The 14,630-nt window shown below is 34.4% G+C and carries 13 protein-coding genes; 4 read left to right on the top strand and 9 right to left on the bottom strand.

Annotated elements, in window-relative coordinates:
* Positions 1-5: 5 nt before the first annotated feature.
* A complete protein-coding gene (locus ACQUQZ_RS17915; RefSeq protein WP_435356457.1) occupies positions 6-1,583 on the bottom strand; it encodes a sensor histidine kinase in 1,578 nt (525 codons plus the stop codon).
* 136 nt (positions 1,584-1,719) lie between these two features.
* Complete coding sequence (locus tag ACQUQZ_RS17910) at positions 1,720-2,115, bottom strand: helix-turn-helix domain-containing protein (protein ID WP_435356456.1); 396 nt, start codon at positions 2,113-2,115, stop codon at positions 1,720-1,722.
* A gap of 238 nt (positions 2,116-2,353) precedes the next feature.
* On the opposite strand from ACQUQZ_RS17910, the gene ACQUQZ_RS17905 reads away from it, so the two are divergent.
* The 3 genes from ACQUQZ_RS17905 (at position 2,354) to ACQUQZ_RS17895 (ending at position 5,498) form a co-directional block, all read left to right on the top strand.
* On the top strand, positions 2,354-3,028 hold the full coding sequence (locus ACQUQZ_RS17905) for a ClpP family protease (protein WP_435356455.1): 675 nt from the start codon (positions 2,354-2,356) through the stop codon (positions 3,026-3,028).
* 181 nt (positions 3,029-3,209) lie between these two features.
* A complete protein-coding gene (gene rpe, locus ACQUQZ_RS17900) occupies positions 3,210-3,875 on the top strand; it encodes a ribulose-phosphate 3-epimerase (RefSeq protein WP_435356454.1) in 666 nt (221 codons plus the stop codon).
* Between the two features lie 3 nt (positions 3,876-3,878).
* A complete protein-coding gene (locus ACQUQZ_RS17895; RefSeq protein ID WP_435356453.1) occupies positions 3,879-5,498 on the top strand; it encodes a glycosyltransferase family 39 protein in 1,620 nt (539 codons plus the stop codon).
* 67 nt (positions 5,499-5,565) lie between these two features.
* Here the strand turns inward: ACQUQZ_RS17895 and ACQUQZ_RS17890 are convergent, their stop codons facing one another.
* Together ACQUQZ_RS17890 and ACQUQZ_RS17885 are read right to left on the bottom strand one after the other, a co-directional pair.
* Complete coding sequence (locus tag ACQUQZ_RS17890) at positions 5,566-7,779, bottom strand: fibronectin type III domain-containing protein (RefSeq protein WP_435356452.1); 2,214 nt, start codon at positions 7,777-7,779, stop codon at positions 5,566-5,568.
* Between the two features lie 226 nt (positions 7,780-8,005).
* Positions 8,006-8,371, bottom strand: a complete 366-nt coding sequence (locus tag ACQUQZ_RS17885) for a Rid family detoxifying hydrolase (RefSeq protein ID WP_435356451.1) — start codon at positions 8,369-8,371, stop codon at positions 8,006-8,008.
* A 182-nt stretch (positions 8,372-8,553) separates the two neighbouring features.
* Here ACQUQZ_RS17885 and ACQUQZ_RS17880 point away from each other — a divergent pair, with 182 nt between their 5' ends.
* Entirely contained in the window at positions 8,554-9,228 is a 675-nt protein-coding gene (locus tag ACQUQZ_RS17880; RefSeq protein WP_435356450.1) for a TIGR04282 family arsenosugar biosynthesis glycosyltransferase, read from the top strand.
* Here the strand turns inward: ACQUQZ_RS17880 and coaE are convergent.
* The 5 genes from coaE to ACQUQZ_RS17855 all read right to left on the bottom strand — a co-directional run bounded on the left by coaE (position 9,202) and on the right by ACQUQZ_RS17855 (position 14,529).
* The gene (coaE, locus tag ACQUQZ_RS17875; RefSeq protein ID WP_435356449.1) at positions 9,202-9,840 is read right to left on the bottom strand and encodes a dephospho-CoA kinase; all 639 of its coding nucleotides are present in this window, start codon (positions 9,838-9,840) and stop codon (positions 9,202-9,204) included. The two genes, ACQUQZ_RS17880 and coaE, sit on opposite strands and share 27 nt — an antisense overlap.
* Before the next feature lie 2 nt (positions 9,841-9,842).
* Positions 9,843-10,823: a glycosyltransferase family 2 protein gene (locus ACQUQZ_RS17870; protein ID WP_435356448.1), complete on the bottom strand. Its 981-nt coding sequence runs from the start codon at positions 10,821-10,823 to the stop codon at positions 9,843-9,845.
* A gap of 6 nt (positions 10,824-10,829) precedes the next feature.
* Complete coding sequence (locus tag ACQUQZ_RS17865) at positions 10,830-11,165, bottom strand: YbaB/EbfC family nucleoid-associated protein (RefSeq protein WP_435356447.1); 336 nt, start codon at positions 11,163-11,165, stop codon at positions 10,830-10,832.
* Between the two features lie 242 nt (positions 11,166-11,407).
* Positions 11,408-13,549 carry a gliding motility-associated C-terminal domain-containing protein gene (locus tag ACQUQZ_RS17860; protein ID WP_435356446.1) on the bottom strand — a complete coding sequence of 714 codons (2,142 nt, stop codon included), beginning with the start codon at positions 13,547-13,549 and terminating at the stop codon, positions 11,408-11,410.
* Between the two features lie 284 nt (positions 13,550-13,833).
* Positions 13,834-14,529 carry a DUF3291 domain-containing protein gene (locus ACQUQZ_RS17855; protein ID WP_435356445.1) on the bottom strand — a complete coding sequence of 232 codons (696 nt, stop codon included), beginning with the start codon at positions 14,527-14,529 and terminating at the stop codon, positions 13,834-13,836.
* Between the last annotated feature and the right edge of the window lie 101 nt (positions 14,530-14,630).

Genomic DNA, 14,630 nt, shown 5'->3' with positions numbered 1-14,630 from the left:
ATTTTTTAGTAAATTCCTAAAATCAAAGATACAAAATAATCATTATCTGAAGACTGAATATCAAGTGTATAACGATTTGGATAAATTAATTCAAGGCGTTTTCTGACATTTTCTAAGCCAATTCCATTGTTTTCTTGTTCGGGCGAATGCTCCTGTTTAGGATGTAAACTATTATGAACTTTGAAATACAATTTCTGAGCATCGTGCGTAAGCGTAATATATATCCAAGAAGGATTTCGGAAACTGATTCCATGCTTAAAGGCATTTTCTACAAAAGGATTGAGTAACATCGGAGCAATGAAAATTTCACGATCTGAATTTTGGATATTTACTTTGATTTCAATGTGATGGTTTTCGTCAATTCTCATGCGTTGAATATCAATATAGTTATTCAAATACTCAATCTCTTTGCTCAGCGGAATGCGGTCTTGATGGTTTTCATTCAGCATAAATCGCATCATATCGCCCAGTTTTTGAATGCCATCAGCCGTTTTTTCAGCATTTTCTTTCAACGAAACCGAATACAGTGTGTTTAAGGCATTGAATAAAAAATGTGGATTTATTTGTGAGCGAAGGTTGGAAAGTTCGGCAACTTTTGAAACGATTTGTGTTTGTAGTTGTACTTTTTCTTTTGTCAGTACTTTTCTCAAAAAAGCAATTACTATTGATGGGAAAAAGCAGAATGCAAATAGAATAAATACCCACTCAAAGTGAAATCCGAAGTTTATGAAACTGTAAGAAACCCAATAAATATATTGGAAAATATAAGTGATAAAACTTCCAATGAAATTAATAATAGCGAAGATGGTAAGTCCAAGAACAAATTCTTTTGATTGTATATTTGAAAAATAAGGTAATACTTTTTTGTAAAAATAATCTTGTGAGTAATAAATGGTTAATGAACAGATAGTTATCATTGTTAATTCCCGTATTGAGCCATACCAGTAGTCTTTTTGAGGAATATTGCCTGCAAAACCGATAAAAAGTATGAATAATATGATAGCACTATTAAATAAATAGTCTAAATACTCAAAACTTTCTTCTTTTTCTTCTTTTAGTTTAGTATGCACAAAATAATAGAATTGAGCAAAAACTTCATAAAAGATAATGATAATCAAAACGGCAATTGTATCAGTAACTAAGTAAAATTTACGGAAAAGTGAGTAGATTTTTACGCCAATAATATGCTCTTGTCTGTCATAACGGAGCCTAAAATGAAGTTTAAAATAGTCAAAAAGAAAAACACAAATGAAGGTAGAAAAGATAGTAACAGCTATGAAAGCAAATAATTTACTATCAATATTCTTTTCTTTCATGCGTGGATAAACCAAATAATGAAATACATACCATGCACCAAAAAGAAAAATAGCTCCCGCAATCGTAGGAAAAATGGTGTTGTAGAAATGATTATAACCGATTAGCCCTTGCCAAATTATTTTGTTAGGAACGCCATTGAGTTCGGCAGTAGTAACCATTCTATCGAAGCTATGTGCTTCTTGAAAAAGACGGCGGATTACATAGATTGTAATCGAAATAAAAATAAGAAAAAATTCGTAGCGTCTAAATTTTTGAAGCGTTTGCATAGTGTTCGTGATTTTTGAACAAAACTATGCTTTGTGGCAGAGCTAAAATAAAAAATGTTGTGAAAGTATAGAAAAATGTGTTCAATTTTTTAATACTGGGTAGTGGACTTTCGTCTTTCGGCAGTTGACTTCTCAATCAAAATCCAATTTTTCTACGCTCAGGCTCTTCGGTAATGATTCGTAATACATTTCCCGAAAAGCGATTTTCATATTTTTCACGCCAATAAGCAGCCGTTACTTGCCATTTTTCGACTTCGGCTTTTAGCTTTTCATTTTCGAGATTAAGTTTTTCCATCGAAAAATCAACAGGATGAAGTTCAATATCTAATAAATCTACAATTCCGACACTTAAAACTTTCGCAATTTCAGTTGCTCTTGAAATTGTCAATTCGGTCTTATTGCGTTCAATATCGCCATAAGCAGTTGTAGAAATACTGAGCATATCAGCCAAGTTTTCTTGTGAGTAGCCTTTCATCAGGCGTATTTGACGTATTTTTTCTCCTGTACTCATCATTAAAAGGTCTTTATTCATCATTCATCAATCGAATAATTCGTCATTTCTACTCAAAATCGCTTTTTCTGAGAAAATATCTGAAATTCTGACTACAAATTTCTAAAAGAAATGACATCTTTGTATCGAACAAAACGTACTTATAGAAAGTTCTACTTTTGAACCTAGATAGTTAAAGTTGTGTTTTATTTATTGATAGTATATAGTTTAAAAAAAGATTTACCAGTAACTGATAACAAATAACTAATAACAAAAGAATATGAATTTTGGAGAAGAATTTCGTAAGTATGCCGTACATCATCGTGGCATGAGTGGTTTAGGAATTGATGATTATATGAAACACAACGTTCAGAACATGACTCCAAATATCATCGAAGAGCGTCCGATGCGTTTTGCTGCCATCGACGTATTTTCTCGATTGATTATGGATAGAATCATCTTCTTAGGTACGGGTGTTGATGATTATGTAGCCAATGTTGTGGTAGCACAATTACTATTTTTAGAGTCTGTCGATGCAAAAAAAGATGTTTTGATGTACATCAATAGCCCTGGTGGTTCGGTTTATGCAGGTTTAGGTATGTATGATACCATGCAATACGTACGTCCCGACGTAGCAACTATTTGTACTTCATTGGCAGCTTCGATGGGTGCTGTGTTGTTGGCAGGTGGAGCAGCTGGTAAGCGTTCTGCATTGCCACACGCTCGTGTGATGATTCACCAACCAAGCGGTGGAGCTCAAGGACAATCTCGTGATATGGAAATTACGGTGAAAGAAATTATCAAATTGCGTCATGAGTTATATGAAATTTTAGCCAATCATACAGGTAAAAGTATCGAACAAGTAGAAACTGATTCAGACCGTGATTATTGGATGAAGGCAGAGGAGGCAAAAACTTATGGTTTGATTGATGAGGTTTTGTATCGTGATAAATAATGCGTAACACAATTTTCTAAATTGTGAAAACGAAAGATGAGAAAAGTCTGTGTAATTCATTACACAGACTTTTTTGTTGGAATTTATTTGATTGATTATCAGCATAATAAGTACATTTGGACGAAATAAAATTTCGTCCCACAACTTTTAACCCTAACTTTGTAAAAAATCAATACAATTTATGAGTTCACTTCCAAGTGGGGCAATTATCGCTCCATCAGTTTTAGCAGCCGATTTTGCTAATCTTCAACGAGATTGCGAAATGATAAATGCGTCACAAGCCGATTGGTTTCATATCGACATCATGGATGGTATTTTTGTGCCAAATATTTCGTTTGGAATGCCAGTTTTAGAAGCAATTCAGCGTCATGCAAAAAAGCTACTCGATGTACATTTAATGATTGTACAACCCGAACGCTATTTAGAAACTTTCAAAAAGTTAGGTGCAGAAATTATCACGGTACATTATGAAGCTTGCCCACATTTGCACCGTACCATACAACAGATAAAAGATTTAGGTTGTAAGGCGGGTGTTGCACTCAATCCACATACACCAGTAAACGTGCTTGAAGATATTATTCAAGATATTGATATGGTTTTGATAATGTCGGTGAACCCAGGTTTTGGAGGACAAAAATTTATCGAACATACTTATCAAAAAGTACAGAAAACTCGGCAAATGTGTGAAAGTAGAGGACTTAGCACTCTGATTGAAATTGATGGAGGAGTTAATCAAAATAATGCAAAATTATTGATTGAGGCGGGAGCAAATGCACTTGTTGCAGGTAATTTTGTCTTTAGTTCTGAAAACCCAATTCAAACCATTCAAGGTTTAAAAAATATTTAATGAATGCAAGTAAGACATTTTTTAAAGAAAAATATTAAACTGATTCTTTTAGGAATTTTGTTGGTAGCTTTTGGTTTAAGGTTCTATAAAATAGGCGAACATGGACTTGCAGGAGATGAAAAATACTCTTTGTTTGTAAGTCAATTTGTTACTTATGAAGGGAATAATCAGCATGATTCGGTCAGAAAGCCCAATAACAAATATTTTACCCCTAAAGAATTTTGGTCTGAAAAGTCACTACATGATTTTTTTGATGCGATAGCAAGATTAGATACTGGCAATGGAGCTTTATATACTTACTCATTACATCTCTGGACAAAATGCTTTGGTGTGTCTGATTTGAGTTTGCGATTGCCTTCTTTGTTGTTTAATTTGCTAACTATCAGTTTATTGTTTGTTTTTGTAAAAAGACATTTTCGTTCCGAAAATTTAGCTTTATTGGCAGTGTTTTTAGCGGCTATTTCACCTTTCTATATTGCTTTTTCGCAAGTAGCTCGCAATTATTGTCTCAATATGTTTTTTGCACTTTTATCTACTCATTTATTGCTAATTATCATTGAAAATGAAGAAAGAGATAAAAAGCCATTTTGGATATATATATTCTACGGATTTTGTGCAACGGCTTGTGAAATGTGCCATTTTTCAACATTTCCCTTGTTTTTTATTCATGCAATTTTCGTTTTGATATACTTTAGAAAACTTAGAGGCTACATTGGTTTGTCATTGTCAATGCTGATTCCGTTGCTTATGGTGGGCTTATGGCTGAAATCAGATGGGGGAGCTTGGGTATTTGAGTATATTCAGAATAGCACAAAAGTATATAATGAAATGGCACGCTTAAATCCTGATGAGTATTTGAGTATTGCAACTGCAAAAAGTGTATTAAAACAAATCAGACATGTTATTTCAGCTATGTTTTTGCTGATTGATGGTTTTCCTAATTTACTTCCTTCACATAAAAAAGTATATTTTTTAGTGCTGTTTACCTCTCTTGTATCATTTGCATTATTTATTCGCAATGCCATAAAATTAAGCGATAAACAACAGAAAAAATTGCGAGTTTTTATGCTTTTATTGTCGTTCTTGCCAATTATTTCATTAGTTGCTTTTGCATTTCAAGATGGAAATACCTTTAGAATTATGCCACGTTATGTTGCATACGCATATGGATTTAATTTAGTGCTTATTGCCTTGATTATCAAAGATATATGGGTTGAAGTTGCTTGGAAAAAATACCCAATATTGGGTGTTTTTATGATGCAGTTTCTAATCGTTAATTATTTTACTTATAGTGTTTGGCAAGATAATCCTCCGAGGTATTTTATGGGTTTTTCACAGCCAAGAAAACCCAATCCATATCAGTTGGTGGCTGATAAAATTCAATGCATTTATGCCAAAGGCGATACAATAATCTATCCATCAACTTATTTTACAAAGGAGGGTAGAGGTGATATGCCAAGTTATTCAGTAGTAGATGCACAATTGACTAATTTTTATTTACCTAAAAACTCAGAAATCATTCAACGAGTTGAACCATCCGAACCTAATAAAATTATTTTAAGAAAAGTCAATGGTGAAGACGAAGTGATTTTTGATTTTGAAGGTACGAAATATAGGTATTAAGCTTTGATAAAATAAAATCGGCGTTGCATTGCAACGCCGATTTTATTATGCCCAATATGTTTGTTGATTAGTATTTATACACACGCTTCGTTATTTGTTGCGTAGTAGTACGAAGACTAATCGTGTAAGTTCCTTCTGTGAAATTACTTAAATCAAGACGATATTCTGATTGATTGTTCAAAATTGTTCTTGAAACCTCTCTGTTCATTCTATCTGTGATAGTAATTACACCAGACTCAGTTTGCATATTTTCAGAAAGTGAAACCTTTACACCGTCAGCAGTTGGATTTGGATATACTTGGAATATATTCTCAGTTACCAACTCAATTGCTGCTGATACTTTAGCTGCTGTTGTAATCTCTACTACATTTGTATAGTCTGAATTACCTTTTATATTAGTAGCTCTTACACGATAGAAATATTTAGTTTTTTCTTTGACAGTTTTATCAGAATATGTCACCTCATTGCGAGCTGTTGTCCCAATTTTAGTAAATGTTTTACCATCATCCGAACGCTCGATTTCAAATGCAGTTTCTTTATTTGAGTCATCGCCCCATGTTAAAGCCACTTCCGATGCTGTTGCACTTCCTTTCAAACCATAAGGGGCATTAGGAGCAACGGTAACGATGGTAGTAAGTGTTGAGATTGCTGAATATTTAGAGTTACCATAAATATTTGATGCTTTCACTCTATAATAATAAGTTACCCCTTCTTCGATTGGAATACTAGTAGCAGCAACTGTATTTGAATCAAAATCTGCTCTCAGTACTTCTTTGGTGAAAGTGCTATCTAATGCTCTTTCCAAAGAGAAGCCCCACTCATCATTTGAGTTGTCTTTCCATGTTGCTTTAATAATGGTATTACCAACTGCATCATTGGCCAATGTAGTTGTCAAATCAGATGGTGCAAATGGAGGCCCAAGCGTTGTTGCTGTTGCTACATTTGAAAAAGGTGATTGACCTTGATAATTTACAGATACTACTTTGTACCAATATTTTGTTTTTGGTTTTCCAGTCTTATCAGAATAAGTACCAAAATAAGGGTCAATAACAGCAATTTGGAGGAAACCGTCAGTAGCACTTTGTGATGAACGATAAATCTCTTGCGAAACACGAATGTTAGTAACACCATCTTCCACACCATTATTCCATGCTAAATCAATTTGAGTTGTTGAAATTGTCTTAGCAGTAAGATTGGTAGGACCATTTGGAGCTACACGTTTCAATGTTGTGGCCTGTAATATATTTGTATAACCACTACTTCCACCCGAATTCACTGCTTTAACACGGAAGAAGTATTTCTGTCCTTCAAGTAAATTATTAACGATATAACCTGGGTCGTTTGGGGGAATAGTTGCTGCAACAAACCAAGAATTATTATCAACAGAATATTCAATTACAAATGTTTCAACTTCACCTGAGTTATTTTTCCAAAACAATGGAACAGAGTTTAAACCTATACCCTTTGATTGAACTTGTAATCCACTCGGTGCAATTGGAGGATCTTTAGGTGTTTGAACAATGCCAGTTGTTGTACTTATTAGGCTATAAACACCGCCATTAATTGCCCATATTTGGTAAGAATATCTTCCTGTAGGGAAAACCGTGTAATCAATATATGTACGAGGGCCTGTTCCTGCAATACCTGGAATAGTCGCTAATAACGTGGTAGGATTGCCGTCAATACCTCTTCTAATTTCAAAATTGGTCTCATTAGTTGAATTATCAGTCCAGTTGACAGTAATAGATCTTTGTAAAACATTAGACAAAAAAGCACCAGTTGGTGATTCAGGAGCTATTGGATTGGTACTAACAGTAATTACATTACTCCAGCAAGAAACCGTTTTACCAGTTGGAGCTGGATTCGTAGGAGCGTTTGGATTAGGTCCACAAGTTGGGGTACTTAAATCAGAGGTTTTAATTGCTCTAACTGCAATATAATAAGTTGTTGAGCCACTTAATCCAGTTAATTGAAATGTGCTAGTACTACCAGTGCCTAAACTACCTACTCCAGTCAATACTGTTTGATATCCTGAAGGTGTTGTTGAATAAGCAATTTCAAATTCTTCCTCATCACTTGCATTATCAATCCAATTTAGGTTGATTCTTGTACCAGTTCCGCCAACAGGTGTGCCATTCAAACCGCTTGGATTACCTGGAGGTGCTAAAACCGTCGTCTCAAAATTTAGAGCGGTGTTTGTTGACTTACTTCCATCTTTTGCCTCAACATTCCAAAATGCTGTCATCAACAAAAATAGGGATAGAAAATAATTTTTTCTCATAGCTAAACTATCAGTTTTAGTTATTAATATTGGGAGGGAAACTTGTTTTTTGTAAATATATATGTTTTTATTTATTGTTGAAGCATACTTACCTATGAAAATTATTTTACGGTAAAAATTTATTTATTAGGCTTTTGACTTACCTAAAACTTTTGATAAGCATTGAGAAGAAAGCCTTTAACAATCTTTCAACAACTTATAATATTTACAGTATTTGGCTTCTGATCTACTTGACGGCAATTACCGAAATTTCAATATTGACATCTTTTGGTAGGCGAGCTACTTGTACTGTTTCTCTTGCAGGTGGAGCCGCTGTGAAGTAACTGCCATAAATTTCATTCACTAATCCAAAATCATCCATATTTTTTAGGAAAATACTTGTTTTTACAATGTTGGTATAGTCCATATTGGCTTCAGAAAGAATACTTCCTATATTTTCCATTATTTTATGAGCTTCCGCTTTTAAATCGCCGGTTGTTGATAATTCAAAAGCAATTTGCCCAGATACGTAAAGTGTGTTTCCTGCCAAAACAGCTTGACTATAAGGACCAATAGGGGCAGGTGCATTGTCTGAAAAAATAATTTGTTTCATGTGTGTTTGTGTAAGTAATTATTGATAAATATGCTAAGTAGAAATTTAGTTTTCTTTATAAAAAGACCTTAATTCTTTCTAATTTCGTATGTTTGAAAAACAAAAATCTAAATAAATCATACAATAAACAATTTTCAAAGAATAAATTATTGATAATAAATCACTGAAAATAAACTTAAGATATGCACACTCAACTACAAAAAATACAAAATGCTCTGATTATTTTTATTAAAAATCCGCAATTAGGAAAGGTTAAAACCCGATTAGCTGCTACGGTGGGTAATGAAAAAGCTTTAGAGATTTATCAGGTTTTGATGTCACATACGCACAGAATCACCAATGATTTAAACATTGAAAAATATTTATATTACTCTGATTTTATTGATCATAATGATATTTGGTCGAACGATAATTATCATAAATATGTACAGCAACAAGGACAAGATCTAGGCCTAAAAATGGCTTCTGCTTTTCGAGATACTTTACAGAATAATTGTTCAAAGGTAATTATTATTGGTAGTGATTGCTTAGAACTGACTGATGAAATTATAAACGATGGATATGAGCAACTAATTGATAATGAAGTAGTTATTGGGCCAGCAACTGATGGAGGATATTATTTAATAGGATTTAATTTTGAAACAGTTGGTGAGCGTTGTGGAGAAGTTTTAAAACGAGTTTTTCTTGAAAAACAATGGAGTCATGTCAATGTTTGTGATGAAGCAATCAAGGCCTGTAATGATCTAAAATTAAAAATTTCAAAGCTTCCCATTTTAACAGATGTTGATGAAGAGAAAGACTTTTTGCAAAGCATCCACTTGGTTGAAGATTTACCCTTGAAAAATTTTATGAAGTGATAAAATCTGTGGTATTAAAAGTTCTTTTTCGTTATTAATAATTTGATAATCTGCTATCTTTTGAAATTCTTCTTCAGTTTTTTGTCTGGCAATTATCGCCCGAATTTCGGCTTCATTTCGTTGTGGGTCACGCTTTTTTATTCTTGCAATACGTAAATCCATAGGTGAACTGACAACAATCAGTTTGCTTAAATCATTGCCATTTCCTGCCGCATTTGTCAATGCAGCTTCTCTTAGCACATAAGCTTTGTCTTGATTTTGTTGCAGCCATTGTTTGGTGTCTTCATACACCCGTGGATGAATCAAACTATTGAGTATTTTTAATAAGGCAGGGTTTTCAAAAACTTGGCTCGCCACCCACTTTCTATTATACTGCCCATTGCTATCATAAGCTTCACGACCAAGTAATTCTTTTATTTCTTTTCTTAATTGTAAATCATTGTTAGTCAGCCACTTAGCTCGCTCATCTGCGTAATAGACAGGTACACCCAAAACCTCAAAAATTTTGCAAATTATACTTTTTCCAGAACCAATTCCGCCACTGATCCCAATGATACGTCTGCTTTCTCCAAGTTCTAAAGAGCTATTAATATGATTATTGCTATCATTCATTTTTAGACCTTTGGGGTGGTTTTAGATACAAAATATTCAAAAACAATACTTTTTTGATAGATTAAGCTGACTTCTTTAGGAGATTTTCTTTCTAATTTAGGAATCATGGCATAGAAGGCAAAATGAGCTTTGATAACTGCCCAAAAATCAGCAAATGAACCATCGAGTAATAATTTTATACCCGAAATACCATCTAAAATTAACCTTAAAAATATCGTAGACACTAATTTGTTGGCAGGTAAGTTTTTATAAAGCATTGCCAAACCATTGCGGTAATTAAGAAAAGTTTTCCGAGGGTTAGATTTATGTAAAGTGCCACCTCCTACATGAAAAACGGCCGAATTGGAGCAGTAGAAAATTTTGTATCCATTATTTTTCATACGCCAACATAAATCAATTTCCTCCATGTGAGCAAAAAACTGAGCATCAAAACCGCCCAATTGATGAAAAACTGAAGCTCGTACAAATATACAAGCACCAGTGGCCCAAAAGACTTCTTTGGTATCATTATATTGTCCTAAATCTTCTTCATAGGAATCAAAAACTCGGCCTCGGCAGAAGGGGTAGCCAATCCAATCAATATAGCCACCTGCTGCACCCGCATACTCAAAATGGGTCTTTTGCCCAAAACTCTTGATTTTGGGCTGACAAGCGGCAATCTCCAAATTAGCGGACATTAAATCAATTATTGGTCGAATCCACTGAGGTGTTACTTCTACATCTGAGTTGAGTAATATGTAATATTCGGCAGTGATTTGCTTTAAAGCAGTATTGTATCCACCTGCAAATCCTTGATTATCAGGCAATTGTATAAGCCTGACTTGAGGGTAATTATTTTTTAGAAATACAATTGAATCATCACTCGAGGCATTATCGGCCACAATTATTTCGCTACCATCGGCATTATTAACAACCGATGGTAAGAATTTTTCAAGGAAATTTCGTCCGTTATAATTTAAAATAACTACGGCAACATTTGTCATGGATTATTATTTGAACATTTTTTCTAAATCCATTCCTGGAATATTGGGCATCATTCCTTCGGTTGATTTTTGAAGTTCTGTTTTTGCTCTTTCTTCTACTTTTTCTAATGCTTTATTGGTGGCTGCTACAATTAAATCTTGCAAGATTTCACGGTCACTAGATTTCATCAAATCTTCATCAATTTCTATGCTAACTAACTGTTTTTTTCCATTTGCAACAGCTTTCACCATTCCAGCACCAGCTTCGCCCGTTTCTGTGATTTTACCTAAACTTTCCTGTACTTCTTGCATTCGAGCTTGCATCTCTTTCATTTTTCCTGCCAACCCGAAAATATCGCCCATGTTCATAATTTTATGATTTTGATTTGAAGTACAAATATACAAAAAAAGACAGTTGGATTAGAACTGCCTTTTAGAATATTTACGATTGATGAATGACGATTGACGAATTGTAACTTACAAGTGTTTTTATTGTAAATGATTGACTATTAGTGTTTTGTATTTTTTTTTACTTATTTTAAAGTTTTAGAAATTCGTCAATCGTTATCGCACTGGCGACCCCGTCCAAAATCATCATTCGTAAATTATCTTATCAAAGTAATAGAGCCTACTTTTTCAAATTTTTGCCCTGCGGGGTCTAAACCATAAATTTTATATCCATAATTACCGGGAGGGGCAGGTGTCACACCGTCAGATGTTGTGCCATTCCATCCTGTCTCTAAGTCTTTCGATTCGAAAATTGTATTTCCCCAACGGTCATAAATTACTAAATTATACTCAACAATAAACCTTCCTTTTGCCACAAATGTATCATTGTTTGAATCGTCATTTGGCGAAAAAGCCGTAGGAACATATATTTGAGCGGGTGTAATAAATGTGTAGGTGTTTGAATATGAACTAAAAGGGAAAGGAGTAGCTACTCCTCCAATAATTAGCGTTACCTTTTGCCGAGCAAGAATTCTGAAAGTAACTTGTCCTCTTGCGGCTGGATCACTCAAAATTTGGTCTATCACATCTTTCACATTCGACTTTGTATCTGGAGTTGTATCCACTGGTTTTACAACCGAACCATTGGCATCGAGCAATTCAACATAATATTCTACTGGTTGTGCATTTTGTAAAGCATTATTAGGGTCTGGGATAATGAATTGCGTCCAATTTAAAGTATTTGCTTGGGCTGAAGTTAAAAATACACTACAAAAAGCAGGCGATAAGACAGAGGTATTACCACATCTATCTTGGTATTCTACTTTATAGCAATATTGTTGTTTATCTGGTTCTACATTCTTATCATCATATCGATTGTCAGGAGTTTCTTTTACTTGTGTATACGTCGAAGACCCACCTTCAGCACGATAGAAAATGTATTTTGGAGCAGTATAGCCCGAAGGCTCGAAGGTATTTACCTGAATAATATCTTTAGAGATAGTCGAAACTGTACCAATGCTGATAGCGGGAAGTTTAAAACTAACTGATGGATCAACCAAAATATTTGGGGACTTAATGACAACTTTATCTGCTGCGGTAGTTCCTAAAAATGCTGTTATATTAAAGTTGTATTTTTTGCTACAATCTAAAAGGTCAAAAACATAACTTGTTCCTGTAATGGGGCTTGGAGCTCCAGTATTAGGATTAGCCCCTGAAGGTGATTCACTGTAGCCAACGCTATAACGTGTTACATTTGGGGTAGCTGTAAGGTCAGCATCTGGATTGTTCCATTCAATTTTTGCTTCCGTTGGTGAAGAAACCGTCGCTTTAGGTATAATTGTGCAAGCTTCGTTTGAGAATATGTCATTGTTACAACCATCTTTTGTTTGTAAACGGAAACAATATTCTTGTTTACCATCCAAACCATCAATGGTTTGATTAGCAGTAGTAGTACCACTATTACGAGTGATTTTTTTTCCAGTATCCACCCAATTTCCACCTTTAGGTTTTTGTTGGATAGTATAAGCTGTGCCGTCCGAGCCATCTGATAAAGTAATTTTATTGCTTGCTCCACCATTCAAGCCCTCTAACTCACTAATACGAGGTTTGCCATTTGACCCTACAGGAAAACTAATAGGCTGGCTTGTACATACTGTAAAGTTGGATGCACCTCGGGTATAAGCAGCTACAATTTGAGGCATACCCGTTGGCGTATTGATATAAGTATGCTGCATTTGATGAGGCCAAACTGTAATTTGTGCTGAAAAATCTTGATTACCATCTCCCCAAACAATTCTATACTTACCGTGTTTTCTATTTTTAGGTGTATCTCTAAATGTTACAGTAACACTTTTATCGCCACAAGATGTAATATCAAAATCAGGTTGCTCGGTTTGGAGAATTTCGGATACCCTACAAGTAATATAAGCGGTTCCACCAACATTACCTCCTTGCATTACCCAGTATTTTCCAGGAGTTGTGACGACTGTTGAGGTTTGAAGCACCGTCGGAAATACAGGTAGAGCAAGTGGAGTTACGTCTTTAAAATCAAAGATATAACCCAACTGACTTAAAGCTCCCCCAGTAGGAGATGCAGAATTAGAAACTTCAATTCTTGCTGAGGTTCTAGTATAATCTAAACAACCATAATCAGGGCTAATAGTAAATTTGCTATCCTTTACAAATCCAAAAATTGAAGGATCTTTGCATAGGGCGGGTTCAGCATCTTGCTGCCCAAAAGAAAGGGTGGATAGACATATAGCCATCAACCCAAACAAAAAAGATTTGATACGGGACATAGAAATAATCGTTTCATGTGTTCACTCACTCACTGAAATAAAGCAAAAATCATGCCCGACAAGGTGGGTATCGGTTATCTAACGAACGTATAGTATAGAATATTTAGTAAAATTTAGAAAAAATAGTGAGAATTACAAATTTTCAAGAAAATTAATTTTTGCTATCTTGTTGATAATCAATCAATTGACTTGTACTTGCAATAAATCAGAATTTGGCTTGAAAATTGCTTGGAAATGAAAAACATAAAAAGAGATGCTAAAGCAATGATAAGAGACAGTACCTTTTAATCATTTATTTTGAAGGGGTTTTCTCCTCTAATGCTACCAAAGGTTTCGACCGGAATAAACCGTGCAAACAGTTCTTCTGAATACCAATTTTCAGCGTGTGTTTTTTTGATTACTTCTGCGTGTTCTCGTTGGCGATATGCAAATTTCTTGACATCATTTACACTTTCCCAAATCGAAAAAGTGGCTTGTCGTACAAAAGGAGCTTCTCCAATACCAATCGATGTGATGAATCCTTCAGCATGACTCATTGTGGCCGCAACTGTTGGTACATTTTCCCAAAAACTTGATAATTTTGATAATCGGATACTTGCTCTTGTAAGGATTGCTATTGGTCCAGAATAATTTTTATCTGATAAAGGACTTCCAAATGGCTCTTTGTTATTCCATTTCCCATGCGATTCATAAGGTTTACAAAGAATAGTCCATTGTTCAGTAGTGAAAAAATGCCACCATTTCCAAACCAATGATGTTTTTTTGAAATCTTCAAAATCTGCTTTATTAGTCCAAACGGCCATCATTCCCCACTGTTGCCAATCAGGATTGATGTCAAAAGTGCCATTTTTTCCACAACCCAAAAGTTTCCAAAAAGTACTTTTACTAAAAATCAAAGGCAAACGTAAAATGGCCATTGAAATAAAGGCAAACGGAACAAAATACTTGGGGTAACGTACAATTGTGAGCGAAACCAGCATATTAACGATTTAAAGATTTGATTTGTGAATGACGAATTAAGAATGACGATTTTCGAGTATTATGAATTAATTTATATATAGATTATTGCTAAAGAATAACG

Source organism: Emticicia sp. SJ17W-69 (assembly GCF_051209875.1).
Lineage (GTDB): Bacteria > Bacteroidota > Bacteroidia > Cytophagales > Spirosomataceae > Emticicia.
Note: the sequence above shows the minus strand (reverse complement) of the source record. Positions and strands in the feature narration are given on the sequence as shown.

Bases quoted from the DNA above. Each gene is read 5' to 3' on its own strand.
- ACQUQZ_RS17915 (WP_435356457.1), bottom strand. From the start codon at position 1,583: ATGCAAACGCTTCAAAAATTTAGACGCTACGAATTTTTTCTTATTTTT.
- ACQUQZ_RS17910 (WP_435356456.1), bottom strand. From the start codon at position 2,115: ATGAATAAAGACCTTTTAATGATGAGTACAGGAGAAAAAATACGTCAA.
- ACQUQZ_RS17905 (WP_435356455.1), top strand. From the start codon at position 2,354: ATGAATTTTGGAGAAGAATTTCGTAAGTATGCCGTACATCATCGTGGC.
- rpe (WP_435356454.1), top strand. From the start codon at position 3,210: ATGAGTTCACTTCCAAGTGGGGCAATTATCGCTCCATCAGTTTTAGCA.
- ACQUQZ_RS17895 (WP_435356453.1), top strand. From the start codon at position 3,879: ATGCAAGTAAGACATTTTTTAAAGAAAAATATTAAACTGATTCTTTTA.
- ACQUQZ_RS17890 (WP_435356452.1), bottom strand. From the start codon at position 7,779: ATGAGAAAAAATTATTTTCTATCCCTATTTTTGTTGATGACAGCATTT.
- ACQUQZ_RS17885 (WP_435356451.1), bottom strand. From the start codon at position 8,371: ATGAAACAAATTATTTTTTCAGACAATGCACCTGCCCCTATTGGTCCT.
- ACQUQZ_RS17880 (WP_435356450.1), top strand. From the start codon at position 8,554: ATGCACACTCAACTACAAAAAATACAAAATGCTCTGATTATTTTTATT.
- coaE (WP_435356449.1), bottom strand. From the start codon at position 9,840: ATGAATGATAGCAATAATCATATTAATAGCTCTTTAGAACTTGGAGAA.
- ACQUQZ_RS17870 (WP_435356448.1), bottom strand. From the start codon at position 10,823: ATGACAAATGTTGCCGTAGTTATTTTAAATTATAACGGACGAAATTTC.
- ACQUQZ_RS17865 (WP_435356447.1), bottom strand. From the start codon at position 11,165: ATGGGCGATATTTTCGGGTTGGCAGGAAAAATGAAAGAGATGCAAGCT.
- ACQUQZ_RS17860 (WP_435356446.1), bottom strand. From the start codon at position 13,549: ATGTCCCGTATCAAATCTTTTTTGTTTGGGTTGATGGCTATATGTCTA.
- ACQUQZ_RS17855 (WP_435356445.1), bottom strand. From the start codon at position 14,529: ATGCTGGTTTCGCTCACAATTGTACGTTACCCCAAGTATTTTGTTCCG.